The 25,544-nt window shown below is 35.2% G+C and carries 23 protein-coding genes, 1 pseudogene and 1 other annotated feature; of the genes and pseudogenes, 4 read left to right on the top strand and 20 right to left on the bottom strand.

All coding sequences use genetic code 11. The annotated features are described in order from the left end of the window. The first annotated feature begins 78 nt into the window (after positions 1-78). Complete coding sequence (locus BKP37_RS01255; protein WP_071307918.1) at positions 79-645, top strand: TetR/AcrR family transcriptional regulator; 567 nt, start codon at positions 79-81, stop codon at positions 643-645. A gap of 343 nt (positions 646-988) precedes the next feature. On the opposite strand, the gene BKP37_RS01250 is transcribed toward BKP37_RS01255, so the two are convergent. From BKP37_RS01250 to BKP37_RS01190, 12 genes and pseudogenes are all read right to left on the bottom strand, one after another. Further along, on the bottom strand, positions 989-5,416 hold the full coding sequence (locus tag BKP37_RS01250; RefSeq protein WP_071307917.1) for a coiled-coil domain-containing protein: 4,428 nt from the start codon (positions 5,414-5,416) through the stop codon (positions 989-991). After that, entirely contained in the window at positions 5,417-6,151 is a 735-nt protein-coding gene (locus BKP37_RS01245; RefSeq protein WP_071307916.1) for a DUF6063 family protein, read from the bottom strand. Next, positions 6,141-7,652, bottom strand: coding sequence for a replicative DNA helicase (locus tag BKP37_RS01240; protein WP_071307915.1), 1,512 nt, complete (start codon positions 7,650-7,652; stop codon positions 6,141-6,143). The genes BKP37_RS01245 and BKP37_RS01240 overlap by 11 nt, the downstream gene beginning before the upstream one ends. Beyond that, positions 7,637-8,665: a Wadjet anti-phage system protein JetD domain-containing protein gene (locus BKP37_RS01235; protein ID WP_071307914.1), complete on the bottom strand. Its 1,029-nt coding sequence runs from the start codon at positions 8,663-8,665 to the stop codon at positions 7,637-7,639. Before BKP37_RS01235 ends, BKP37_RS01240 begins: the two co-directional genes overlap by 16 nt. Before the next feature lie 223 nt (positions 8,666-8,888). Beyond that, positions 8,889-9,431 (bottom strand): hypothetical protein, encoded by a 543-nt coding sequence (locus BKP37_RS01230; protein ID WP_071307913.1) that lies wholly within the window; start codon positions 9,429-9,431, stop codon positions 8,889-8,891. A gap of 49 nt (positions 9,432-9,480) precedes the next feature. Beyond that, positions 9,481-10,724, bottom strand: a pseudogene (locus tag BKP37_RS20885) (ABC transporter permease). Then, positions 10,711-11,415 (bottom strand): ABC transporter ATP-binding protein, encoded by a 705-nt coding sequence (locus tag BKP37_RS01215; protein ID WP_071307911.1) that lies wholly within the window; start codon positions 11,413-11,415, stop codon positions 10,711-10,713. Before BKP37_RS01215 ends, BKP37_RS20885 begins: the two are co-directional and overlap by 14 nt. Then, a complete protein-coding gene (locus BKP37_RS01210; protein ID WP_071307910.1) occupies positions 11,408-12,604 on the bottom strand; it encodes an efflux RND transporter periplasmic adaptor subunit in 1,197 nt (398 codons plus the stop codon). The genes BKP37_RS01215 and BKP37_RS01210 overlap by 8 nt, the downstream gene beginning before the upstream one ends. Before the next feature lie 216 nt (positions 12,605-12,820). Beyond that, entirely contained in the window at positions 12,821-13,489 is a 669-nt protein-coding gene (gene yknW, locus BKP37_RS01205) for a YknW family membrane protein (RefSeq protein WP_071307909.1), read from the bottom strand. Between the two features lie 567 nt (positions 13,490-14,056). Beyond that, positions 14,057-14,701, bottom strand: a complete 645-nt coding sequence (locus tag BKP37_RS01200) for a response regulator transcription factor (protein WP_071307908.1) — start codon at positions 14,699-14,701, stop codon at positions 14,057-14,059. Positions 14,702-14,724: 23 nt separating this feature from the next. Further along, entirely contained in the window at positions 14,725-15,351 is a 627-nt protein-coding gene (locus BKP37_RS01195) for a sensor histidine kinase (RefSeq protein ID WP_281242991.1), read from the bottom strand. Between the two features lie 217 nt (positions 15,352-15,568). Further along, positions 15,569-16,098: a sequence feature (16S ribosomal RNA rRNA prediction is too short), on the bottom strand. Positions 16,099-16,514: 416 nt separating this feature from the next. Next, positions 16,515-16,757: a hypothetical protein gene (locus BKP37_RS01190; RefSeq protein ID WP_071307906.1), complete on the bottom strand. Its 243-nt coding sequence runs from the start codon at positions 16,755-16,757 to the stop codon at positions 16,515-16,517. 146 nt (positions 16,758-16,903) lie between these two features. Between BKP37_RS01190 and pdaB the strand changes: the two genes are divergently transcribed. Together pdaB and gerD are read left to right on the top strand one after the other, a co-directional pair. Next, entirely contained in the window at positions 16,904-17,665 is a 762-nt protein-coding gene (gene pdaB, locus BKP37_RS01185) for a polysaccharide deacetylase family sporulation protein PdaB (protein WP_071307905.1), read from the top strand. A 308-nt stretch (positions 17,666-17,973) separates the two neighbouring features. Next, a complete protein-coding gene (gene gerD / locus BKP37_RS01180; RefSeq protein WP_245712418.1) occupies positions 17,974-18,552 on the top strand; it encodes a spore germination lipoprotein GerD in 579 nt (192 codons plus the stop codon). A gap of 96 nt (positions 18,553-18,648) precedes the next feature. On the opposite strand, the gene BKP37_RS01175 is transcribed toward gerD, so the two are convergent. From BKP37_RS01175 to BKP37_RS01155, 5 genes are all read right to left on the bottom strand, one after another. After that, the gene (locus BKP37_RS01175) at positions 18,649-19,698 is read right to left on the bottom strand and encodes an Mrp/NBP35 family ATP-binding protein (protein WP_071307904.1); all 1,050 of its coding nucleotides are present in this window, start codon (positions 19,696-19,698) and stop codon (positions 18,649-18,651) included. A gap of 145 nt (positions 19,699-19,843) precedes the next feature. Beyond that, on the bottom strand, positions 19,844-20,560 hold the full coding sequence (gene cwlD / locus BKP37_RS01170) for an N-acetylmuramoyl-L-alanine amidase CwlD (protein ID WP_071307903.1): 717 nt from the start codon (positions 20,558-20,560) through the stop codon (positions 19,844-19,846). A gap of 125 nt (positions 20,561-20,685) precedes the next feature. After that, positions 20,686-21,120, bottom strand: a complete 435-nt coding sequence (locus BKP37_RS01165; RefSeq protein ID WP_071307902.1) for a DUF2521 family protein — start codon at positions 21,118-21,120, stop codon at positions 20,686-20,688. 120 nt (positions 21,121-21,240) lie between these two features. Next, the gene (locus BKP37_RS01160) at positions 21,241-22,032 is read right to left on the bottom strand and encodes a class I SAM-dependent methyltransferase (protein WP_071307901.1); all 792 of its coding nucleotides are present in this window, start codon (positions 22,030-22,032) and stop codon (positions 21,241-21,243) included. A 149-nt stretch (positions 22,033-22,181) separates the two neighbouring features. Then, positions 22,182-22,847 (bottom strand): Crp/Fnr family transcriptional regulator, encoded by a 666-nt coding sequence (locus BKP37_RS01155; RefSeq protein WP_071307900.1) that lies wholly within the window; start codon positions 22,845-22,847, stop codon positions 22,182-22,184. 94 nt (positions 22,848-22,941) lie between these two features. Between BKP37_RS01155 and BKP37_RS01150 the strand changes: the two genes are divergently transcribed. Continuing rightward, positions 22,942-23,607 (top strand): 4Fe-4S binding protein, encoded by a 666-nt coding sequence (locus BKP37_RS01150; protein WP_071307899.1) that lies wholly within the window; start codon positions 22,942-22,944, stop codon positions 23,605-23,607. Between the two features lie 180 nt (positions 23,608-23,787). Here the strand turns inward: BKP37_RS01150 and rpsI are convergent, their stop codons facing one another. From rpsI to truA, 3 genes are all read right to left on the bottom strand, one after another. Beyond that, positions 23,788-24,180, bottom strand: coding sequence for a 30S ribosomal protein S9 (gene rpsI, locus BKP37_RS01145; RefSeq protein ID WP_071307898.1), 393 nt, complete (start codon positions 24,178-24,180; stop codon positions 23,788-23,790). 19 nt (positions 24,181-24,199) lie between these two features. Then, a complete protein-coding gene (gene rplM, locus BKP37_RS01140; protein ID WP_071307897.1) occupies positions 24,200-24,637 on the bottom strand; it encodes a 50S ribosomal protein L13 in 438 nt (145 codons plus the stop codon). A 162-nt stretch (positions 24,638-24,799) separates the two neighbouring features. After that, positions 24,800-25,543, bottom strand: coding sequence for a tRNA pseudouridine(38-40) synthase TruA (gene truA / locus BKP37_RS01135; protein WP_071307896.1), 744 nt, complete (start codon positions 25,541-25,543; stop codon positions 24,800-24,802). Position 25,544 lies beyond the last annotated feature (1 nt).

Genomic DNA, 25,544 nt, shown 5'->3' with positions numbered 1-25,544 from the left:
AACAGTTCATTCTAATTCGTCCAATCCCCAACACAAAGCGAAAGTTTGTTGGATAACAGAAATATAGGAGGATTTAACGTGACTTCTAAAATGGATAGACGCAAAAAATATACCCGAATGGTTTTAAAAGATAGCTTAATGAAACTAATGATAGAAAAGCAAATTTCCAATATTACTGTAAAAGAACTATGTGAAACAGCTGATATTAATCGCTCAACCTTTTACACTCATTATTCAGATCACTATGACCTTCTTTATAAAATAGAAGAAGAAATAATCGATGATATGTACACTACACTTAGCTCCTACAATTTTACCAAAGAGGAAGAAGCGTTACAGATGACAGAAAAAATACTAGACTATATTGCCTTAAACAGTGATTTGTGTCAAACACTCATGAGCGAACACGGGGATCCCTCCTTTCAAACGAGAATCATGAACATCACTCATCAATTTACGATGAAAAACTGGGTCGCAATTAACAATCTTGATGAGAAAATATCAGAATATGTCAGTATGTTTGTCGTTAGTGGAAGTATTCATGTTATTAAATCATGGTTAGATAATGGAATGGATAAATCTCCAAGAGAAATGGCCAAAATCATTAACAACTTTGCAAACAAAGGACTTTCCTCTTTTCGATAAGCAGTAATTGAACTCTTATCTTAAGAAAAGCGCATGGCGCCCGCCTATCGGCGACAAACACTGGAAGGTCGGCAAGTAGCGTTCTGCTCTTTGACCGCAACTATGTGCTTCTGCGTCTTCTAGCATAGCTTCGTAGCAAGCTTCCTCGAAGCAAAGCTGCATGAAGCAAAGCTGCATGAAGCTATTCAGAGACGTTATTCAAGTAGTTATTGAAGTCAGTAGCTTGACTGAAGTGACCGAGCTCGTAGGCTGCTTGCGCTAGACAGTTTTCAAGTTAGAAATTTATAAATTCTGATACTACAAAAAATAACAGCCATTCAATGAATGACTGTTAGAGTTTCTATTAAAACAACGAAATTTGTTCGTCTTCACCAAGCCTAACCATAGCTTCAGGATCATGATCTTTGAAGAATGCTGTTCTAATTTCTTTATTTTTTGTCATGATTAGTGTGTCTCCGTTTGCTGATTCTCTTAAGCGACAGCTATAAATGACAGGGAAGTATTTCCGAATGAACTTCCCTTCAGCGTGAGCAGTTAAGGCTATCATTTGAAACCCTAACTGTTCAGCAATAAAGAATACTGGGTCTAATACATGATCACTCGATGCTTTTCCGAATGGATTATCAACAATGACCGTTCTATGCCTTTTTTGGTTTCCTTGTAGTGGCACTCTTTTTTCGGCTAGATAGTTCAGAATTCCGAGGAACAGCGTCATGTTTTTACTCCACTTTTCTCCTCCCGACCATGCATTTGACCTCTCCCAACTAGTAAGGGCACCGCTAACTTTACCATCATTACTTACTTTCCTACACTTCACACTTATCTCTTTTTCCTTCATTACATTTTTAAGAAGTTGCTTCGTATGGAGCCATTTTTCGATCTGTTTTCGAATTAGCGACTCATCCTCTTTTCCCTCATCATCTTTAAACTCATCTTTGTCTAGTTGAAGCACCATCCAATCGATATGTCGACGAAGCTCTTCCTTCCCTTTTTGTTCATCCCAATCAGGAACAGAAAACACATAAATGTCTTTGCTCTTATCCTCAACTTTAACGCGAGTCTGTCTTGGAATAAGTCTTAATTCATCCGTAATTGTCCGTAAATACAAGTGAAGATGAGAGATAAATTGTTGCAACTGTTTGTCGTGCTCCCGCATGTCTTCCTCAGCAATTTTCACTGTTCGATGAATGCGATCACTCATTTTGGTCTGCCAGTCAAGCATTTTATCATACGTACCTTTATGTTCAATGCCAGAGATACATGTTTGACGAAGCTTGATATCATAAATTGCGTCATTACAAAACCTAATAAATGTCGTTCTTTCCTTGTTGAGCTGCTCCTTCCTTGACATAACTTCCTGTTGAGCAATTGTCATACCTTTTAAAAGTCGAGAGATCATTTCCTTACGTCTATATGAATAATTTTGTTGTGTGTCTTCATCTATCAAACTTTCCTTTACATTCTCATGAAGAAAGGCAAAACGAGCGTCATATTTCTCTAATTCAATTAACGCTTTACCGATCGCTTCCTCATTAGAATGATATTTCTTTTGTTCGCTCACTAAAAACTCATACCGTTCCTGTAGCTTTTTCCTCTCCAAGTCAAGCTTCTCTCTTACTTCTTGAAGCGATTCTTGAAAAATCTCTATTTCATTAAAAAGTTGAAGGAAATCATCCTTACGAATAGTATATTTATCACTAGCAGATCTCCATTTATCTCGGAGATTATCCACTAGAGGTCTTAACGTATCTGTTGTTTTTTCCAATTTACTAATCTCGCTAATGAGTCGAAACGCTTCCTCATTACCATGCGGAGGGAAATCAACAGCCTCTACATTATCAAATTGTTGGTCTAATTGTTTTAATTCATTCGTTAATTCTATAAGCTTCGTCTTAACAGTTGCTAGCTTTTCTTCAATTACTTCTCTTCCCTGTTGCTTATCCTCTAACTTATTTTTCAACGACTTTCGTTCATTTATGAGTACATCAAAACTTTTTAAAGAAAAATTTGGATGTTCATCTATTACTTCTTTATAATACGAATCTCCTTTTAAGTCGTACAATGGCTCTCTTGCTTCCCTTAGTTGACCTTCTATTTCCACAAGTTCTTTTTCAAGATTGGAAACGAGTTTCTTCGATTTTTCAAACTTCTGATTTGCTTCTGCTAATTTCCCTCGAATTCCCCTTAATTCCTTCGTTGAAAAATGAAGTTCTTTCTTTTTTGAAAAGTACTTTCTTCCTTCCACAATTTTGTTCATTAAGCCATTAAAAATATCCTTCGACTCTGAAAGTCGACCACTATAGTCTCTTGTTTCTTTATCAATTTTATCTAGACGATTCGCTAATTCATGTAAGGTTCGCTTTTGTTTCGCTTCTTCATCCGAAGCTATCTTAAGCTGTTCCTTAAGATGAAAATAATGTTCATACGGATATTTTTTTAAAAATTCTCGAATTTTATTTAAAGCAGATCCCCAGCCATGTAACTCAGATTCTTTATTTTTCCTGTTTTGTTTTGCTTCATTTGCCAATGATTGAACTTGTGTTTTCCATTCGTCAAAATTATTTAAGGATAGATTATCTTTCCAGACTTTTGGAAAAACCTTCTGATTCATTTCTTTTCCTTTATCATGAATGAATGTTCGTGCTTCCACCTCAGTGCAAATGTACACTGGATGAGAAAGCTCCATTTCAACAGAATAAAGCTTTTCACGTAATTTCATTACTTCTGTTTCCGTTACAATTATCGTAATCGCCCAATAAGGATACTTAGCGTAAAGTTCCTCTACCGATGTTTCAAGTGAGATAACCGCTTGCTGAACAAATGAGGTTCCTAACTCTAGATAGTTAAATTGATTTCGCCAACGATCTTTCCATCTTTCTAATTTAGGATCTGCTGTAAAAATTAAGTTATTTTCATATTCATCAGCAAACCTAGTCGCTTGTCTTTCTTTATAAAAAAGGTCTTCCTTTTCTATAACTAGCTTTTCAACCTTTTCTTCGATTTGCTTTAAAATCGTATCTTCTTTTGCGTAAATCGAGTCGAAATGCTCCCACCGTGGTTTTAAAACTTGTATGTCTCTTAAAGTCTCTAATTGGACTTCATCAATTAACGTAAGCTGTTGCTTATATTTCGTTGCTTCATCATGGGATTTCTCATACTCCATTTTCACATTAGGAATCACTTCCTGAAGCTCCTTTTTTGTTTGTTCGAGCTTTTTAATATGATTTCCATACGATATGATTGCTTCGTCAAGATCTTGGAGGTCTTTCTCCCATTTTAGAAACTCATCCTCGACTCTTTCCTTCAACGGATTAGATAAAATATGATTTGCAATATCTTGCAGATCTTTTTCATAATGGTTCTTATTACTTTCTATTTCACGCTCGTTTAATTCTAGTTCCTTCAAAAACTCTTGATTTTGCACCAACACCTTATTACTCTGTGCTAATTCTTCTTTTTTTCGTTCCTGTTGACGAACAATTTGATCGATATTCTGTCGAATCCTCGTTTCTTCTTCTACAAAATATCCTTTTAAAAAAGCTGTATTATCTTTTAACCGATCCTCTAACTCTAATGTTTCTTCATCTTTTTCTAGCAAGTCTAATTGATTAGAAAAATGCTTCTGTAATTCTTCATTCGTTTTAATATCCTTCTTCACCTTTGCAACCTTTAGTTGTGCTAAACGGGTTTGTTTATCCGTTTGTTCCGCTACTAACTGATCAAATGCATCTTTCTCTTCCGAATATCGTTCATAGGCCTTATCCCGTTTCTGCTCTAAAATAGAGATCGTGTATGATTGATCCTTTCGATCCCACTCTTTTTGTTCCCCTTGCCAACCATTCAGACTAATTTCTATCTTACTTAAGGCATTCTTCGTTTCTTCTTGCTCATGTTTCGTATAGTTGTATAACGCTTTCCCTTTCATCTTCTGCTCTACAAATCGTTTTTCTGCTTGATATAATTGCTCAAATGATGAGACATAACTTGCAATTTGTTTTTCAACTTGTTTATTTTCTTCTATCACTCGTCGCAATCGCTTATGAGCTTTAAAATGTTCTCGCTGTTTTTCAAAGGTTTGCACAAAATCTGTGGATCCTTTTCCCGCAATTGCTTCTTCTACTGTTGGAATAAGTAACTGATCAACAAGCTGGGAAGTCGTTTTACACCCATCAAAAAAGCTTTCCACACCACCTTCTGAGCTATTAATGACTGTGATTTTTTTCCACTCAGAAGCAATGATCTTAAACCTTTCTTCAATATGCTGATGATAACTTTTAACCGTCTCAAAAGTTTGAGCTTTTAGAGGATAATTTGCCTTCATCGTCGTATAATACTCATTCATCTCATCTCGATTAGCTGGACGCACTTTGCCATTTGCCATCGAACGAACAAATGGCAAATCTTCAATTCGATGCTTGTCCCCTTCTTCGTACTCATACGTATAACGATACGATTTCAATCCTTCTTTTGCCATAAATAATGTCACTGCTGTGAGGCCATAACGTCTCGGTCGTTCATTGATGATCCATTCAATCGCAATGTGTGCACTTGAAGATTCGAGAGAAAGGGTATCCTTCATTTTTCGCTCAGCCAATTCTACGTTTGGGAGAATGGCTTGAATGGCCGTTTGGATAAAAACCGTTTTACCACCGCCATTCTCAAGAAGTATTGCCCCATTATGACTATCAAATAAGAAAAGATCGTCATTATAACGCTTTCCACCACCTTCATACACGACATTTGTGAACCTTATTTTTGAAATAGAAGGCATTTACGCTTCCTCCTTTGGTCGTTCCATTGAATAAATAAATTCTAATATCCCACGGTTGTATTCAAGCTCCATGTAATAGCGTTGAATAATGACCTTGGCTTTTTCAGTCAATTGCAATTCATCATTCCCGATATCTTGAACTAATTCTTGAGCCTCTAAAAACCTTTTAACCGTATGAAGAAAACTAAGTCTACTTATTGTTCTCCCTGTTTGTGCTTTCGCCGTTTCTTTTAAATCATCCAAATCAGACCACTTTTCAATAATTGCACTCCAATTGTACTCGTATTCCTTTTCTAACTCTTTTAAATCCTCTTTTCCAATGGCTTGTAATGTTTCTAGGCGTTCATTTACTTGCAGAAGCCAATCTGTCATCGAAATAAAATCACGAGTGGCTTCTGTCGTTTGATAACTATCATAAAATTCTCCAAATAAAATGATGATCGTCACATACATAAAGTAAATATCTGCATTTACTGTTTTTCCAGTAAAAAAGGTCTTCTTTAACGTATCATTAGAGATATGGAAAGGGGAATTCATTGCAAGCGGAACAAAATACAAACGTTCACCAACAGAAAAAATCGTACAATCTACTTCTCTTGCAAATTGATCTACTAGCCCTCTTACCTTATCTTCTGCTAAATAAACCCTGAGCTCATCGGCTTCACTGTAACCCTTCCTACTAATTTTTGCATATATTTGAAAGGCCATCATCACTTCTTCTTGACTATAATCCATCTTCATCACCTTCTATTAAACGAAGCGTCATATTTTGGATTGAAAATCGCTTCGTAACTCGAATAATTTCTCGTAATTCTACTACTTCAATACGTGTGAACTGGTGTTTCATTAATTCTAAAACTTTTTCAAATACAGCTTCATTACTTTCTTCTGTATTTTCATAAGTAATTGGCGAGCGTTGATGCATGACATACCAAAATTGATAAAAAATTCGTTTATCTAACCAATCTGAGTGCTCTACGGCTAACTCATCTACAACTTCCTTTAACGTTATTTCTTTTTTATCTCCCATGAGCTTTACTATAAGTGACATAAGATCCCCAAATATTTGGCGAACCTCATCATTTTCGATTTGCTGCAACTCATCAAGAGAAAGGTCATCAAAAGCATTTGTCCGTTCCAAACCATCTTTCGTTTCGATTCTTTGTTCTGAAAAAACGATGAATGGTGACCATGTTTCACTTTGCTCAATAGTTAAAAATGGTTCCACTAGTCTTTTTGATGCCTCTAATGGTAATGGCTTACTGACTAGCGCCGTTGTGATCTCTTGTTTAAAGTTAAACGAATCTATTCCTACATAGTAAAGAGCCTCTTGGGCTGCATGTAATGCGGTTGTTTTCAGCTGAATGCTTTCTTTCAATAACATTGTATGAATATGATGCACCTCACCTAGCTCTCGATCAATTTGCAAAATTAACTCATATGCTTTTCGATCTTTCTCAGAGTTCATATCATATGCAAGCCGATTTTTTGTCTCCTTCACAAATGTATGTAACTCACTAAATTCTTCATTTTCTCGTGATAATCGAGAATTTATATCTTCAACCATTAGCTTATAGCGCTCATAGGTCTCATCGGAAATAATATTCCTTTGAATTTCGTGCTTCACGACAGTCATTCGTTTTCTTAACGATTCCACATCTATGTGCATTTCGTCGATTTGCCGAAGAGCACCGACAAATTCACCTTTTTCTAGTTGTTTACGAAGGACGAGCTGGTTAATCGAAAGCTGAAATTCAGTAAAATACTCTTTTGTCGCAAATACAAGTTCTAGACCTTGTTCATCTAATTTATAGTACTGTGTGTTCGTTTTCACATCAGCACGATCAGCTTTTAATAGTGAATATTGTACGGTTTCATGTTGCCTTAATTCCCAATTGTAAAATATTTTTTCGTTCCGCTTACCACTAGGTGGTCGGAACGTTTCAACAATCGTACGAGCAACCTTCTTAAAACCTTCAGGGGTTAGTGATGCCTCGCCTTGATTTAGCTTGTAAAAATATTGGGCCAAATCTTGAATACTCGTTTTATGATTTCTCATTAGCATATTTTCAAAGAAGAATAAAAGCGCTAATAGGCCATAACCGAAGTAATCAATCGGTTGATTATTATCATCCTTCTCTCGCTTGTTTTCTAATCGAAATAGCGGATCAAATAAGGCTAATCGCTGCATACGTTCACGATAGTTTTCCGTTATCCCCTTTAATTCTGTGCCCATGTAGCTTTCCTCCAAATATTTTGTAACTCATTTGTAGCTAGAGCTTCTTGAGGATAATAACCTTTCTCCTGAAAAAGACTAACTATTTTTTCTTTTTCTTCTTTTTCGAAATGTTGTAAAAAATATTGTATTGCCTCTTCATTACTCGTTTGATTTTCTTTTCCTTTGTAAAAGGGCTTCTTTATTAATGCTTGATAAAACTCTGTAGCGAGTGTTACATGATATTTTTCATAAAGAAAGTAATATATCGAAATCCCTTCGTAATCTAGATCTCCAAAATAATAGATTTCATGTTTGTACTCATCTTTCGTTAAACCAAGCTGTTGAGCCAATTGACTAAGACTTGATGCTATTTTCCATCCTGATCCATATATTAACGTTGTACAACTAGTAGAAGATAACAAATCCATTAATCCAAAATATGTTGCTTTATTTTCCACGATGAGATGCTTATGTACTTTTTGAGTAGAAGTTAATCGATGTAGGTTTAGGGAAAACATCAAGGGGTCAGGGGTTTTGATGATTTTTAACTTATCAAATAGATGAATTGTTTCTAGCAGAGCTTCCCCCCCTTTTTCATCGATCCACTTTTCATCCTTCACTAGTTCATAAGAGCGCTCCGAGCTATTCGTAGCCACATTAGGTAGTTCATTCTTTTTTAAATATTCATCAATTTTCATGATCCACGGCTTATCCTCGACCCACTTCTTTTCTGAAGTAGAAAAATAAGCACGTAGTTGTATTGCTGGATGAACATTAAATTGAAGCTTTTGAATAGAGTCTATTAAAGATTGCTTTACTTTTCCTTTTTGGATCCGAAAAGCGTTAGGTAATTCTTTCCAATTTTTATTATGACTCTTTACCGCATGTAAATACCCTTCATCCATTAGTGCAAAAACAGCAGCCGCAAAATCATCATATGTATCACTAGCTTCTGCTAATTTTTCCAACTCAGTAAGTGCTATTGTTGATTTTTTGGCTGCTTCAAGAAACGAAATCATTTTTTTCTTCATAACATCAACTCTTCTTTCTTGATAAAATTTCCATAGTATATATAGTAGACTAACTGACGATTTACTAAACTTATAACGGTATTATATAACAATTTCGAAATTCATTAAAACTACATACTTATACTTCCTTTTATTTTATTAAACCGTACTCCACTTGAAAAGAGCGATAACTTAAATTAAGTTACCGCTCTACGCTTGATTAAAATGGAAATTAGTATTCACTTTATCTCTTTTTTTCACTTGAAAGTAGATTGAATTTAATTTTCTCTTTGAAAATCAACTGTTTATTCACATATAACTTACAAGTTAAACTTACAAAACCACCTAATTTGGCTTCAACTAATAGAGTATGGCCATTTTCCTCAATGACACCAGTTAACGTTTGATACGGTATTATCCACGAATACCAACTTTTTCTTTTTTTCTTAGATACAAGTTTATCGTTTATATACAATTCCTCTTGATTATATTTATTTACAATCTTTATACAATTATTTTTATAGTTTATACACCATGTTTTCTCAATCTCTTCTTTAATTTCTTTGAGCATATCATCCCATGTTTCAATACCCTGTTTATTATCGTCAAAAGCTTCCGGTTTCCTTTTTTCCTTAATGAGACTAATTATCCATTCGAATAAAAAAATCAAGATAAATAGTAGAATTAACATGACAAAAAAACTATCAAAAACTGTCCCCTTCGTAAAAACGCCATAATTATAACCTATCAAGTAAAAAATCGCAAAATAAATTATAAATTTGATCATGAGATAATTCCTCCTTCCTAATCTTATGTTATGAACATATTGTTTTTCTCTATTCATACCTTAATGCATCAATCGGGTTTAACTTGGATGCTTTGTTAGCTGGTATAAAACCAAAAATAATGCCTATTATCATTGAAAATAACAATCCACCTATAATCACTGGAATTGAGATTAACGACGGCCATCCTGCTATTAATGATACTAAAGATGCAATTATCGCACCTAATAGGATGCCGATCATTCCACCTATCAATGTTAGAATGATCGTTTCAATAATAAATTGGAATAAAATTTGTCTACGTGTAGCACCTAATGCTTTTCGAATACCAATTTCTCTCGTTCTCTCGGTCACTGAAACTAACATAATGTTCATTACACCAATACCACCTACAAAAAGAGAAATCCCTGCAATTCCACCAATAATCATAGTCATGATTCTCGTAATTTGGCCTATCGCCTCAGCTATCTCTTCCATATTTAACACATGATGTCAACAACCCACCACTTAACGACCTTTGCGGTCTTTTTGAAGTGGGGGCTTGCGTCTGTCAGAGTTTGACAGTGCTTCTACCCTCGCAGAGAACAACTACGCTTATTCCTACCCAGTAGTGCGAACGAGAATACTCTCCTACCTTAGTATGGTGGAACATAAGGACGGTTGACTTCGCCCCTACTGTAAGGGATATAAACATCCATCGAACCGAAGGCAAAAAGTCCTTTTGGTTTTTCTAATACACCAATAACTTCGACAGGTTGATGACCAATACGAATTATTTCTCCAACCGCACTTTTATCTTCAAAAAGTTCCTCTACTAAAGCATGAGAAATTAATGCTGTTCTACGGCCACCTAAAAAATCTGAAGTTGTAAAAGATATTCCTTCTGTAAGTGATAAATCATGAACATGTAAATACGCATCATTAATACCAAAAATTGCTGCCTCCGATATATCTGTTCGGTATCTTACAGTACTAAATTCTGAACTACTGGCAACCACTCGTTTCACTTCAGGAATTTCCTCAATTGCCTGGATATCTGTATATGAAAATGCCGAATAGAAATCAATATTTGGATTCGCTCTCAATTCTTCCTCTGAAGGCATATAATAAACCTCCATCGTATTACCAGCACCTGTAAGTTCGGATTTCAACAACTGTTCTCCGCCTTGACCAATTGCAACAACAATAATAACTGCTGCTACCCCAATAATTACCCCCAACATCGTTAAAATAGATCGCAATTTATGGGCACGGATAGATTGTAGCGCCATAAGTATGTTTTCAGTTACACCCATACTCAAAATGTTCCTTTCCTTCTTTTCGCTCATTCACAATTTCTCCGTCACGTACAATAATTGTTTTTTCTGTAAATGCAGCAACTTCTTGCTCATGTGTAACAATGAGAATAGTTGTTCCTTCTCGATTTAATTGAGTTAGTAGTTCCATGATGGATTCGCTCGTTTTCGTATCAAGAGCTCCTGTAGGTTCATCGGCTAATATCACCCTTGGGTTATTCACTAATGCCCTTGCTATAGCGACTCGTTGTTTTTGGCCACCTGAAAGTTCATTAGGTAGATGGTGAACTCTATTTGCTAAACCTACTTTAGTAAGTGCTTCTAACGCCATTTCTTTTCTTTCCTTTTTACTAAAACCAGCATAAATCATTGGTAATTCAACATTTTTAAGTGCGGTTAACCTTGGAAGTAGCTGAAACTGTTGAAATACCAAACCAATGAATTGGTTCCTTACTTTTGAAAGTTCAACATCATTATAGGCTGTAATATCAATGCCTTCGAATTGGTACGTTCCGGAAGTTGGCTGATCTAAACAACCGATAATATTCATTAACGTTGACTTCCCAGATCCTGAAGGGCCCATAATCGCAAGAAAATCACCTTGATTTACAAAAAGTGAAATATTTTTTAAAACATGGACATTTTCTAAACCTAATCGATACGTTTTTGAAACGGATTGCAAGTTAATCAAGAACGATCACTTCCATTCCATCATGTAACGTCAACATTGGTTCCTTAATTACCTTTTCGTCTGCCGAAAGTCCTTTAACAATTTCGATGTTATCCCCATAGACAATACCTAGCTCAACTTCCTTCTTATATGCTAAATTTTCCTCTACTACAAAAACGTGGTTCACTCCGCTTTCTTGTAAAATTGCTGATAACGGTATCACCATCGATTTTCTTTCGTCAGTTTTGATTTGCAAAATCATTTGTAAACCAGGTCTAAGCTGATTATTATTTTCAGAATAGATTTCAACTGTGATAGGATATTTAACGGCAACCTCACTTGTGATATGACTATAAGCAACATGACTGACAATCCCTTCCCACTCTTCATTGTGAATCGCATCTGACTGGATCTTCACATGTTGCCCTTCTTTCACAACTAGGGAATCGTATTCAGATAAATTTCCCTTAACAACAAAGCCTTCTGTATTTACGATTTGTAAAATCATTGGACTGCTTTCTGCGTACGCTGTCACCACCGTTTCATTAGCAATAATAACTTTACCCTCTATATTACTAATGACGGTTAATTCCTCTTCGTTTGAATCAATTAATCTTTTTTGCAATTGATGCTGTTTTATTTCTAAATCAATTAGTTTTCTTTCATATTCGAATTGCTGTTGTTGTGTTAAAATTTGCCGTTCTTCAGCTTTGATTTGTTGTTTTTCTACTTCCAACATTGCTACTGCTTCTTCTTTTCCTATTTCTTTCTTTAACTCCGCTTCTTTTTTCTCTAAATCAGCTTTTTGTTTTTTCAAATCAGCTTTCTGTTTATTTAAATTGTTTTCTTGATTTTTTATTTGTGATAAACGTAGGTTACTAGCTTCTACTGTTAATGCATGCTGCTCTTTTTGAAGCAAAAGAGAATCACTTTTATATTTAATTAGCGGAGTGCCTTTCTCTACTATTTCTCCTTCCTCAACTAACAACTCATAAACATTTCCTTTGTCTGGAGAATGATAAATAATTTGTTCATCTTTGACAAGGAGGGTTCCTGGCAACATCACCTCAGTTGCTAAAGTTTTCATCTTAGGATTTACTATTTGAACCTCAAAAATATTTTCTTCTAATGAACGAGCAACCCCTACCGATGTCATAGCTCCTATTAATAAAATAACACCTGTTATGATCCATTTTTTCTTATTCTTCATAAACTCTCCTCTTATAATTACTAGAATCGTACTTGATACAAATCCATCATGCCAAACTCAACGTTACTAACTAACAATGCGATCGATTTTCTTTTTATAATGGACTTCTTTCTAACTTAAGAGACCTGTATACAAAGTCTGTTAGCATTTTGTTTTACATACTTAAAAGGGATTTCGCAACGATACTTGCGAAAAGCCGTATTATGAATAATCCCCTTAACTAATTAATAGAGTAATCATTATGCTAATGAAATAAAATACAATGGAGGCTATCCATGCTAACGCAGCACCAAAATTAGCTACTTTTCTTAAACCTGTCACGGTAACAATTAATTGCCAAATCGAGAATACTTCAATACCGATTAATAATGCCATTAATTCACTTTCTTCACCAAAGAATATCGCTAAACTAGTAAAAGGAATATCTGGGTTCGTTCCAAAAAATGTCGTCATAATCGCGTTAAATAATATTCCTATTCCGCCAATCACTGATACAAAAATCCCTAAAGAAACTAATTGTTTAAACGTAACGGCACTTCTACTAATTTTTGCAATAATAATAAAAACAATAGCAAATAAAAGTGCACTTATAATTGGGATAAATAAACCGAAAAATAAGATTCCTATGCGCATGAACATTTCCATTTCAGCAAAAAGATCGGCTTCCTCAGGACTAAATTGTACAAGTAACCACGAACTATCCATTCCAAAAGCCATAATAGCAGTTCCGATAGTGTAAATAAGTGTTACTAATAGTAACGGTACGAAAATAAGTGGATTAGCTTTTAACTTCTCAAACTGCTCACCCGGATATAAAAACAAACCGAATAACGAAGGCTTCCCTGGCTTTAATATAATTTCATTTCTCTCGTGTAATTCTGACATTCACTACACCCTCTCTAAAATTGTTAATATTTAATAATTGGAAATCTATCTATAATGATACGTTAAAAAAGAATTTTTCGAACCGACAATATGTGGCGGTGTACCGCCATTTTTTGGCGGTCATTGACTGATGTAAGGGATTATCTTCATCTGGAATCAAGAAAAGCGCAAGCGCCTTGGTCACGAGCGAAAGGACTGAAGTGACCGAGCTCGTAGGCGCTGAAGCTAGACAGTTTCCTAGTTAGAAACTTATAAATTCCGATACTGCAAGAAAAGCGCAAGGCGCCCGTCTATCGGCGACAAACACTGGAAGGTCGGCAAGTAGTGGTCTGCTCTTTGACCGCAATCTATGTGCTTCTGCGTCTGACAGCAATGCTTCGAAGTAGGCTTCCTCGAAGCATTGCTGCATGAAGCTATTCAGAGACGTTATTCAAGTAGTTATTGAAGTCCGTTGCTTGACTGAGTGATCGAGCCGATGGCGCCTGGAGCTAGACAGTTTCCTAGTTAGAAATTTATAAATTCTGATTATGTAAAAAAGGATGCCCTCAAATTGAGAGCATCCTCTTTTCAAATCAAAATCTCTGGTATCAACCCTAGCCGGCGTCCTTTTTCAATCACTTCAGATCTAGAACTTACATTCAATTTCTTAAAAGTCCCACTTAAATGCCTTTCTACAGTCCTACAACTCGTAAACAAGTCTTTTGCAATTTGTTCGTTTGTTAATCCTTTAGCGACCTTTACTAGAATTTGTTCTTCTTTTTGAGTTAACTTAATTTTTTTTCCAGTCTCCAGACATGGTTTAAATTCCGTTCTACGAAGTTGATGCAATAATTCTAAAGGGATTACGGCTTGGTTATCAACAACCCCTCTTATTGTACGGATAAGTTGCTGTTTTGAACTCGCTTTACTTAGGAACCCTGAGGCACCTACTTCAATTAAATAGTTAAAATGGCTAGATAAATCATGGCCGGTAAAGATAAGTACTTTAGCTTCATCGTGAACACATAAAATTTTTTTTGTTAATTCTATCCCACTTAATTCAGGCATATGTAAATCCAGCAAATAAACATTATATTTTTTTTCTTTTATTAAATCAACGATTTCTACACTTGATCCAAGAAAGTCAACACTAAAATCAGGTTCACTGTCTAATAATGTTTTTGTACCTTCTCCAACAAGCGAATGATCGTCTACAACAAGAATAGTAATCATACTCTCACCTTCTTACATCCTACTTATTTTAATGGAATTTCCGCTTGAACAATCATGCCTTTATTAGGTTCTGAATTGAATTTCATATGTCCTCCTACACTATGAACCCGGCCTGCCATACCTACTAAACCTATTTTTTTTCGATCTGTACTTATTAAGCTAAGATCTGTGCCTACTCCATTATCTTGGTAAGATAATTTCAAATTTTTATCATTGATTTGAATCAAGATAGTTACTTCAGTGGCTTTTGCATGTTTATTGGCATTATTTAACAGTTCTTGTACAATACGATAAATGACTAATTTATAATCATTATTTAATAAAGGATTTGGGCTTTCCACAATTTTAATATTAAGCTTACTATTAGAACGTAATTTGAACTTCTCTACTAAGTCTTGTAACGCTTGTTCAAGTCCCATTTCCGACAAAAGTGGCGGAGCTAATTCTTGGCATGTTTCTCTCATATTAAACATAATATCTAAAATTTCTTCTTCTAGTTCTGCTACTCTATTTTCTAACTCAGGTTGTTTTTTTGCAGTTACTAGCTTTATTTCTTCAATTTTCCTTTTAAGGATGATAATATCTTGCAGAAAAGAATCGTGGATATCACTAGCTAACTTCTTTCTTTCTCTTTCTGCCCAATGAAAGATTAATTGACTAAAGAACTTGCAATTAGTAGAAGTTAATTTTTTTGATTTTAAGCTCTTGTAACTGCTAAACTAAAATAGACAGTTTCCGACAAATAAATTTGAACACTTATTTACCAAAATATCCTCTAACAGTATGATAGTTTTATATTATTTAACTGTCGGGGGGCTTTGAAAGGTGGAAAAGTGGTTGAAGTATGTGGAAATTAAACGAATGTTAGAACAAGGGTACTCAAAAGCAAAGGTTGCAGAAAAGTTTAATATTTCAAGAGGAACATTGTATAAGTACTTAAACATGTCTCCTGATGTAACAACAGAGCTTTACGACCCGAAGGCCTTCATCGCTCACGCGGCGTTGCTCCGTCAGACTTTCGTCCATTGCGGAAGATTCCCTACTGCTGCCTCCCGTAGGAGTCTGGGCCGTGTCTCAGTCCCAGTGTGGCCGATCACCCTCTCAGGTCGGCTACGCATCGTCGCCTTGGTAAGCCGTTACCTTACCAACTAGCTAATGCGACGCGGGCCCATCCTGTAGTGTTAGGTAAACCCAACTTTCACTTCAGAACCATGAGGTTCCAAAGATTATCCGGTATTAGCTTCGGTTTCCCGAAGTTATCCCAGTCTACAGGGCAGGTTGCCCACGTGTTACTCACCCGTCCGCCGCTAACATTTGAGAGCAAGCTCTCAAATATCCGCTCGACTTGCATGTATTAGGCACGCCGCCAGCGTTCGTCCTGAGCCAGGATCAAACTCTCCATAAAAGTGTTTGATAAAGCTCAAAAATAAAAATTCATTGACGAGATATTTACTATCTCTTTTTGTCTAGCTTCAGACACCATCAACTCGAGACACTTCAGTTCATCAAACGAAGTCCAAAACCCGACTTCTTATTGCTGACCTTCCAGTGCTTTTCGTTGATAAGCGGGTGTCTTCCGCCTTTCATATTCGCTTGGCTGTGTGTTCAGTTTTCAAAGAACAATACTTATCTTTCATCGTTGTCACAAGGACTTATTTTATCAGGTGAACACGATCTTGTCAACAACTTTTTTGTCAAACAAATCAGCGACTTGATTAATATATCATTTCTGATCGATTAAGTCAACTGCTTTTTTGCTAGAGTTAGTCTCTAACAGCAACGTTTTTTACTATATCAACATATGATAATAAAGTCAATATTTTTTTTGCACTTTTTCGCTATGACGAGGTTTCATTCTAATATACTTATAACATTCTTTTGGGGAAGCAAAACGCTTGTATAGACCAAAGATAATTTTATACCTTTCTTCCATTGATCTTTTTACAATTCCATCTATTCTTGAGTCTGTTAAATCCAATAACAATTCTTCTAATTCTCTTTTTAACATATACTCAACTTCTTGAGATTCTTTGCTATTTAACATTACCCCAATCATAATTACCTTCCTTTCAATATATGAGTAAAAGTAACAATCAAAATTTGTACTCATATGAAATTATTTTCTAATTTTGTCCAATTTATTCATAACAATTCAGTTATAAGCATACAAATAATGCAAACAAAGGGACAAGGAGGGCTGGTATGAATTTCATCTGGGTTTGGAATAGCAAAAAAATAAAGCAATATTTAATCATTGTAATTGCCGCATTTTTTACAGCAGGTATTCTGTATGTGGAAAGAAGTCAAATTGCTGTTTTTTCTCCGTCAGCCGAAGCTACTGCTATATATAAGGCTGAGACTAACGAGAAAAAGATCGCCTTAACTTTTAATATTAGTTGGGGTGAAGAAAAAGCTTTACCTATTTTAGATATATTAAAAGAAAAGGGAGTAAATAACGCAACGTTTTTCTTATCTGCTTCATGGGCTGAAAGACACCCGGATATTGTAGAGAGAATATTGAAAGATGGACACGAAATCGGCAATCATGGATACAGGTACGAGAACTATCCTCAATGGGACGACGATAAAATACGTAAAGATATTCGAAGAGCACACCAAACATTATATGAGCTAACTAATAAAACACCAAAACTTTTACGCCCACCAAATGGAAATTTTGATAAAAGAGTTTTAGGGATTTCAGAAGCTGAGAAGTATACAATTATTCACTGGAGTGTAGACTCTAAGGATTATAGTAATCCAGGAGTTGAACAAATTATTAGTAATGTTGTTGACAGGGTTAGCGGCGGGGATATTGTCCTCTTCCATGCTTCAGACCGTGTAAAACAAACACATAAAGCATTACCTGATGTTATTGACCAATTAAAAAAGAAAGACTATTCTTTTGTTACTGTAACTGAATTGTTAGCTAGCACAGATGCTAAAAGTAAAGAAATTAAATAAATTCAACTCAAAAAAGCAACCTTCACCGCTACTGGAGAAAATTAACTTTTTTATAAGGGTACGTCCCATCCTACTATTTCTTAAAACCTAGGAAATAGACGTTAATTATTATTAAAAGGCACTTTTTCTTTGTATAAGAAAAAATGCCTTTTGTATTTAAACCTTACATAAGGTACTTATATTTACTATTCTCAAATAATTAGCTGTAATCTAAAAAGTATTTTTCTTTTTAATCATTTTTTTTGGATAATTTTTGTTTTTTGTTTCATATTAATACTGAAATGATATGGAAAGGGGCGAATACTACCTTGAAAAGCTTTAAGAAGCTCCTCTTACTTTTATTATTACTATTATTAGCTAGCTGCGCTGTAGAGGATCAAGGAAGTCAACCTGACTATGAAAGCACAAAGCAAATGATGGTTGATATGCTTAAGACAGATGAAGGAAAAAAATCTATTCAGGAAGTATTAAGCGATGATGAGGTCAAACAAGAAATCGTTCTTGAACAAGCTCTTGTTAAAGAAACAATTCAACAAGTTCTTACCTCTGAACAAGGAAAGCAATTTTGGGAAGATTTAATGCAAGATCCTGAATTTGCAAAATCTTTAGCGGAAAGCTTACAAACTGAAGTTGAAAAGATATTAAAAAATTTAATGAAAGACCCCGAATATCAAACGATGATGATGGATATATTACAAGATCCTGAAATGGAAAGTGCAGCTCTTGATTTGATGAAAAGTAAGGAATATCGTCAACAAGTCATGAACATCATGACCGACGCATTTGAAAGTCCGTACTTTAAAGCACAAGTCAATGAAATATTAGGTAAAGTGGCAAGTGAACAAATGAAAAAAGAAGCAGCTGAAGAACAAGAAGAAGACGAATAATTGACCGTAGTATTTAAATAATTATTACTCCCCACCCGAAAACCTTATGATAACAAAAAGCTCAACTATGTTAGACTCACAGTTGAGCTTTTTGTGTTACGCTTCAATTTTATCAATAACTTTTTGAGCCATCTTCATATAAATTTGACCAATAGAATGATCTGGTTTATAGATAGAAGGAGCGAAATCTGCTTCATCTATTTCAGGCTGCCCTAGCGGAATTTGGGCCAAGATATCTGTTTGTAATTCTTGAGCTAATCTTTCGCCGCCACCTTGGCCAAATACAAACTCCTTTTCCCCTGTTAGCTGACTTTTGAAATAAGCCATATTCTCAACAACACCTAAAATTTCATGCTCTGTTTTTAGTGCCATTACACCTGCTCTAGCTGCAACAAAAGCAGCTGTTGGATGTGGAGTTGTAACAATAATCTCTTTACTGCTTGGCAACATGTTATGGACATCAAGTGCAACGTCACCAGTTCCAGGAGGTAAATCTAAAATTAGATAATCTAGTTCATCCCACTCTACTTGTGTAAAGAAGTTATTTAACATTTTACCTAGCATTGGTCCACGCCAAATGATTGGAGAATTATCTTGAACAAAAAATCCCATTGATATTACTTGTACACCAAAGCGATTAACTGGATAAATTCTTTCACCTTTAACTTTAGGTTTTTCTTCAATTCCCATCATATCCGGTACACTAAATCCATATATATCGGCGTCAATAATTCCTACCTTTTTCCCTAAGCGTGCTAGTGAGGTAGCTAAGTTTACAGAAACTGTAGATTTACCAACACCGCCCTTACCACTAGTAACTGCTATGAAGGTTGTGCGAACACCTTCGTCTAACAGTGACTTTGGAGATCCATTTAAATCTACACCTAACTTATTCATTTCTTCATCTGTAAGTTGCTCAAGCCGTAAACCAACAGATTGCGCACCAACTTCTTTTACAGTTGATACAATTTGTTGTTGTAACTGCAATTGCTCTTGTGTTCCAGTTTTAGAAATGGCGACTTTAATGCTTACTAAACCATCTTTTATTTTAATTTCACGAATCCCATCAATTTCAACAATGCTTTTATTTAAAAACGGTTCTCGCACTGTTTTTAACGCATCTAAGATTTTTTCTTGTGTAAGCAAAATAAACACCCCTTTATGTATTAGGTTATGTAAATAGTATAACACAGCTTCTTTAATAGTAATGTTACAAAGCTTATGAAAATTAACAATTTATTAAATGTATTAATAGGAAATATTAGTTCGTGTTAAAAAGGCCAGCCTTCTATTAACTAGAAGGAACTGGCTCTTCTGTGTAATACCTCATAATACCTTGATAAATAGAAGCAGCAACCTTTTGTTGGTAAGCCTTCGCATTAAGTAAGTCCGCTTCGCTTGGATTAGATAAAAACCCAACTTCAATTAACGCTCCGGGTATTTGAGCATGTTTTAATAAGTATACATTACCAATCGGTTTTGCTAATCTATTTGTATTTTCAAGGTTATACCTTATTTCTTCTTGAATAAATTTTGCCAATCTTTCGTTTTGATCTAATGACCGATTGTAAAAGGTTTGTGCACCTGACCATTTTGGTGAAGGTATTGCGTTAAGATGGAGCGAAACAAATAAATCGCTGCCTGTTTCATTTACAAGCTGAACTCTTCTTTTCAAATCTTGGACTTTACGATTCCTAACTCCTTTAGTCGTTGGGTCTGCCAAGTCTGTATCTTCTTCCCTAGACATAATGACAAGAGCACCTGCCTCTTGAAGATAATCCCTAAGAATTAAACTAACACTCAATGCAACATCTTTCTCTAAAAGCCCACTATCTGAACTAGCTCCACCATCTATCCCACCGTGTCCGGGATCCACAATAATTATCTTCCCTGATAAAGGTAATGACCATGAAGACCCTGAATCGGTACTTACAAATTGATATTGAATATAAAATAATAAAATGACTAATCCAGCTGCAAAGACTCCACCTTTAAACCACTTGCTCATCCCTTCCCCTCCTATCGTCTCCCATATATTATATTGGGACAAGGAGGAAAATATGAACTTTAATTTAACATCTTTCCGAAAGAAGTATCCCTCTTAAAGCATAATTAAGTAATGAGTATTTCAAATTAGTTTAGCTTCATCCTATACCTTTTTTCACCCTCTTGAAAGCCTTTTTCCCACCAAAAGAGAATAAAACTTTCACACAAAGCAAAAAAATGACCGTCTTGCTCATATTCGAAAAGCCAACCAGAGAGTTGGTCATATAAATGATTTATATGATCATTATATTCTTCTTGGCAGCGTCTTCTTACTATCACTTCTGTTTCTCCGTAATAGCCAAAACGACTAAACTCAGCTCCTAATAAATAGGCGTCTATAGCTAAATCAATGCAGGCATCTTCAGCAAAACCGCTTCCCATTTTTTGGTTTTCGAAAACAGAAGGGAAGTGCATATGAATGTAGCCTCTTATTTTCGATAAAGAGAGCTTCCGCAACACTTGTCTTTCAAAATTCCACTGCTTTTTACGCCTACGATCCTCAAAGGTAGTGATCACATTCACTGTTTATCCCCCCTTTTATGTTAGTTTCAATCAAGGGGGCTTATATAATGCTATGGAAATTGCAACTAAATAGGCAAAAATAGTCTGTTACGGGTTATTTTTCTGATTAGTATTCTTTTTTCATATTTTTTCTGCAATAATTGTGAAGGTTTTAGGGATTCCTTGATCAAAAATTTCAGAGGATTGATTTGGTAACTCCTCTAGCACCTTAATAAATAAGCCTTCATCAGCAATGGATGTGACAATTTCACCAAGAGTCCAATTCCGTAAGTAAACTTTATGATCGGTTGAGATTTTTTCGTTCGCTTCTAAGAATTTAGAGTGAGATACTTCTTTCTCTTCTAGAGTCGTATCGAAATAGTTCCCTGTCACTTTATGCTTTCTAACCTTTGCCGTTGTACCACGAGATGAAATTAATTTCGTAGTTACCGGATGAAAATCTTGTAGGACTAAACGTCCTTTTGTTCCAAGTAGTTTTGAAACTAATTCAAACAACGGATGTAGGTCCTTGAAATAGTGAAGAATCCCAAATTCCATAAAGACAATATCATAATCACTCGTTAGTTCATCAGATGGTAATTGAAGTACGTCTGAGACAATGTAGCGAATTTCTACTCCAGCCTCTTTTGCAAGTTCATTGGCATAAGCCTCATTTTCTATTGAAAAATCAACAACAGTGACACTTGCTCCGAGCAGAGCCAGTGCAACGGCTTTATTTCCATTTGATCCGAGCAAATTTATTATCTTTTTTCCATGTATTGTTTCACCCATATAGTTTAAGACTGATCCAACCCTTTTATGCGGATCCACCTTTATTTTCCTCGCAGCTTCTTCTGGTGTACCAAACCGATTAAGCCAAGCCTGATATGCACCACTGTTCCAAGCCAACAAATTCTTCTCATTAGCATCCATAAATAATCCTCCAAAACAAATTAATATGTAAACATATTACTATATTTTTCTATAACCGGCTAAACTACTCCCAGCAACTAACTATAGATTGAAGTAATTTGGTATAAAAAAAGCTACATTCCTCTTTATTTAAATTAAGGATTGTTTTGTTAATTTAAAACATCCGTTTTTAAAACAGAAATAGAGTTAGTATCAAATAAAATAAGTCCTTCATCCTTCATTTTTCTCAATTCTCTAGATAACGATGTTCTTTGAACACCGATTTTTTCTGCTAGAAATTTTTTAGATACATCTAACTTGACCGTAGTTGAATTTTGCCGATTGCACTCATAAATTAAATAATTAATTATGCGTTCACGTATTGTTTTACTCATATAGTTTTTGATTTTAGTACCTAAAAATAATGTATGTTCAGAAATATATTCCAGGTAAGTTTGCAAAAACTGTTTATTATTACATAATAAATCAAAAAGAACCTCCTTTTTCACTTCCAAAATAACACAAGGTATAGCTGCAGTGATAGTCATTGGGAAATATGGATTTTTAGAAAATAAAAGGTTACCTCCTAAAATATCATCTGAATTAAAGTGACCGATTGTAAGTAGATTTCCTGAATGATCTATCCGTTCAATAACTACTTTACCTGAAAGTATGACTTCCAACTTATCGCATATTTCTCCATCAAAATGAATAATGGAATTCTTTTTATAGACATGCGTTTTAAAACTTCCTGATTTTAAATACTCATCAATCTCTTCAGCTCGCAATGATTTAAGAAAGGCTGAGCTTTCAATTAAAATTGCGTACGAATTCATTATTAACCTCCTAAAGCGTTACCTTAGTAACACCTTTATTATTTTCAACTATATATAATTCCATTATATAACAAGTGAAAGGGGAATTTGTAAAATGAGTAAATTGAAAGTGACAAGTGTTAGAATTGTATTTTTAGCTTTATTTGTCTATTTATTTATAACTGGGAAAGTGATGTTATGGCTCAGCCTTTTTGCAACTACACTAATCGTTGGTTTTTTCTTCGGGAGAATTTACTGCGGATATGTTTGCCCTATGAATACCCTAATGATCCCTACAGAATGGCTTTCAAAAAAATTAAAGCTCCAAACAAAAAAAACGCCAAAGTGGCTAAACTCAGGTAAGTTTGCATGGATTGTCTTATTTATATCTATTTCTACAATGATTATTTTTAATATCGTATTAAATAAGAATTTACCCGTTTTACTAATATTATTGATCATATCTGTATTCATAACTTTAAGATATAAACTTGAAGTATTCCACAACAAAATATGCCCATATGGCATATTACAAAAGCATACCGGACGGTTCGCCCGTTTATCAAGGAGGGTTCAACCTAATAAATGTGTTGGATGTAAACTATGTGAGAAATCCTGTCCCTCTTCTGCAATTAAAGTTTCTAAAGAAAATAAAAAAGCAATGATAAACCCTTCACTATGCCACCAATGTCAAAATTGTTCGTTAGCCTGTCCTAAAGATGCCATCTATTACGGAGCGTCTTCTGATATGAAATTAAAGCAAAAAAAATTTAATATGTAGAAGATCTAATAACTAAGAAAAAGCAAAAGTAGTCATGTAACTAAGATAAATCTTAAAATTCTTATTTCTTTAGGTGAAGTCTAGAAAGCCTGATTAAATCAGGCTTTTAATTATATAAACGATCAACAACAAAAAAGACCCCCAAAGCATAAGCTTTGAGAGCCTTGAAACGTAATGGTATTAACGTTTTGAGAACTGAGGTGCACGACGTGCTGCTTTAAGACCGTATTTTTTACGCTCTTTCATACGTGCATCACGTGTTAAGAAGCCAGCGCGCTTTAAACCAGCACGGAATTCTGGATCTGCTCCTAAAAGTGCACGAGCAACACCATGACGGATAGCACCCGCTTGTCCAGTGTATCCACCACCGTTAACGTTTACTAATACATCATATTTACCTTCAGTTTCAGTTTCTACAAGTGGTTGCTTAACGATAAGCTTTAATGTTTCTAATCCGAAATACTCGTCTAAGTCGCGACCGTTGATCACGATACGTCCTTCACCTGGAACTAAACGTACACGTGCAACAGAGTGCTTACGACGACCAGTACCGTAATATTGTACTTGTGCCAAAGAAAACCCTCCTTATATATTAACCGCGAAGTTCATAAACTTCTGGTTTTTGAGCTTGGTGTGGATGTTCACTACCAGCATAAACGTGTAATTTCATACCTTGCTTACGTCCTAAAGTATTTTTAGGAAGCATTCCTTTTACCGCTAACTCGATCATTTGAGTTGGACGGTTTGTGCGCATTTCAAGCGCAGTTCTTTGCTTTAATCCACCTGGGTGGTTAGAGTGACGGTAGTAGATCTTATCCGTTAACTTCTTACCAGTTAAATGAATTTTTTCAGCATTGATAATAATTACAAAATCACCAGTATCCACATGTGGAGTAAAAGTTGGTTTATTTTTACCACGAAGGATAGAGGCTACTTCACTAGCTAAACGACCTAAAGTTTGACCTTCAGCGTCGATAACGTACCATTTACGTTCAACTTGGTTTGGCTTTGCCATATATGTCGTACGCATGCTTATTTCCCTCCTAAAGCTTTCACATCTAAAATTAATATAGTTTTATTTCAACGTGTCTAAAGTAACATTCTCAAACCCGGGGCTAGTGGGTTTTTGAAATACCATAGATCATCTTATAATATCTCAAGCACAATGTCAACAACAAATGTTACACTAGGATCAGTTGTCATAATTTACTTTCCATAAAAAGAGACCTTGACCTGGAGCTGTAGGGCCTGCAGTTTCCCTATCATTGCTTTTTATTATTTGTGATATCTCATTTGGATCACGTTTTCCTCTACCCACTTCAAGAATAGTACCTACTAGTATTCTAACCATATTACGTAAAAAGCCGTCTCCCACAATCTTAAATTCGATCACATCACTGTTCTCAACTATCTCAAAGGAGTAAATCGTTCTTACTTTATCTTCTTTGTCTGTCTTTGCTGAAGAAAATGAAGTGAAATCGTGAGTCCCCACTACTTGGTTTGCAGCTTGCCTCATTTTTTCAACGGATAGCTGATACGGATAAAAGCAGCGAAAATTACGCATAAAAACGTCTAGCTTTCTACCTTTTTGAACAAAATATCGATACTCTTTACTTATTACGTCGAATCTAGCATGAAACTTTGGTTCAACTTCACGTAGATCTAAAACTGAAATATCAGAAGGAAGAACGGTCTGAAGGGCATTTTGCCATCGCTCCATTTGGATTTGTAATGGCGTATCAAAATGAAGAACTTGTCCTTTTGCGTGAACTAAGGCATCAGTTCTACCTGATGCAAAAATTTTAATTTCTTGACCTTTATGGATCTTTTGTAACCCCCCCTCAATTTCCGCTTGTACGGTTCTACCTTTGGGTTGAATTTGAAACCCATTGAAAAAGGTGCCATCATAAGCAACTATACATTTTATTCTTTTCACT

This window comes from Anaerobacillus alkalilacustris (genome assembly GCF_001866005.1).
Taxonomy (GTDB): domain Bacteria; phylum Bacillota; class Bacilli; order Bacillales; family Anaerobacillaceae; genus Anaerobacillus; species Anaerobacillus alkalilacustris.
The sequence above is the reverse complement of the archived record's forward strand: the minus strand, read 5'-3'. Positions and strand labels throughout refer to the sequence as shown.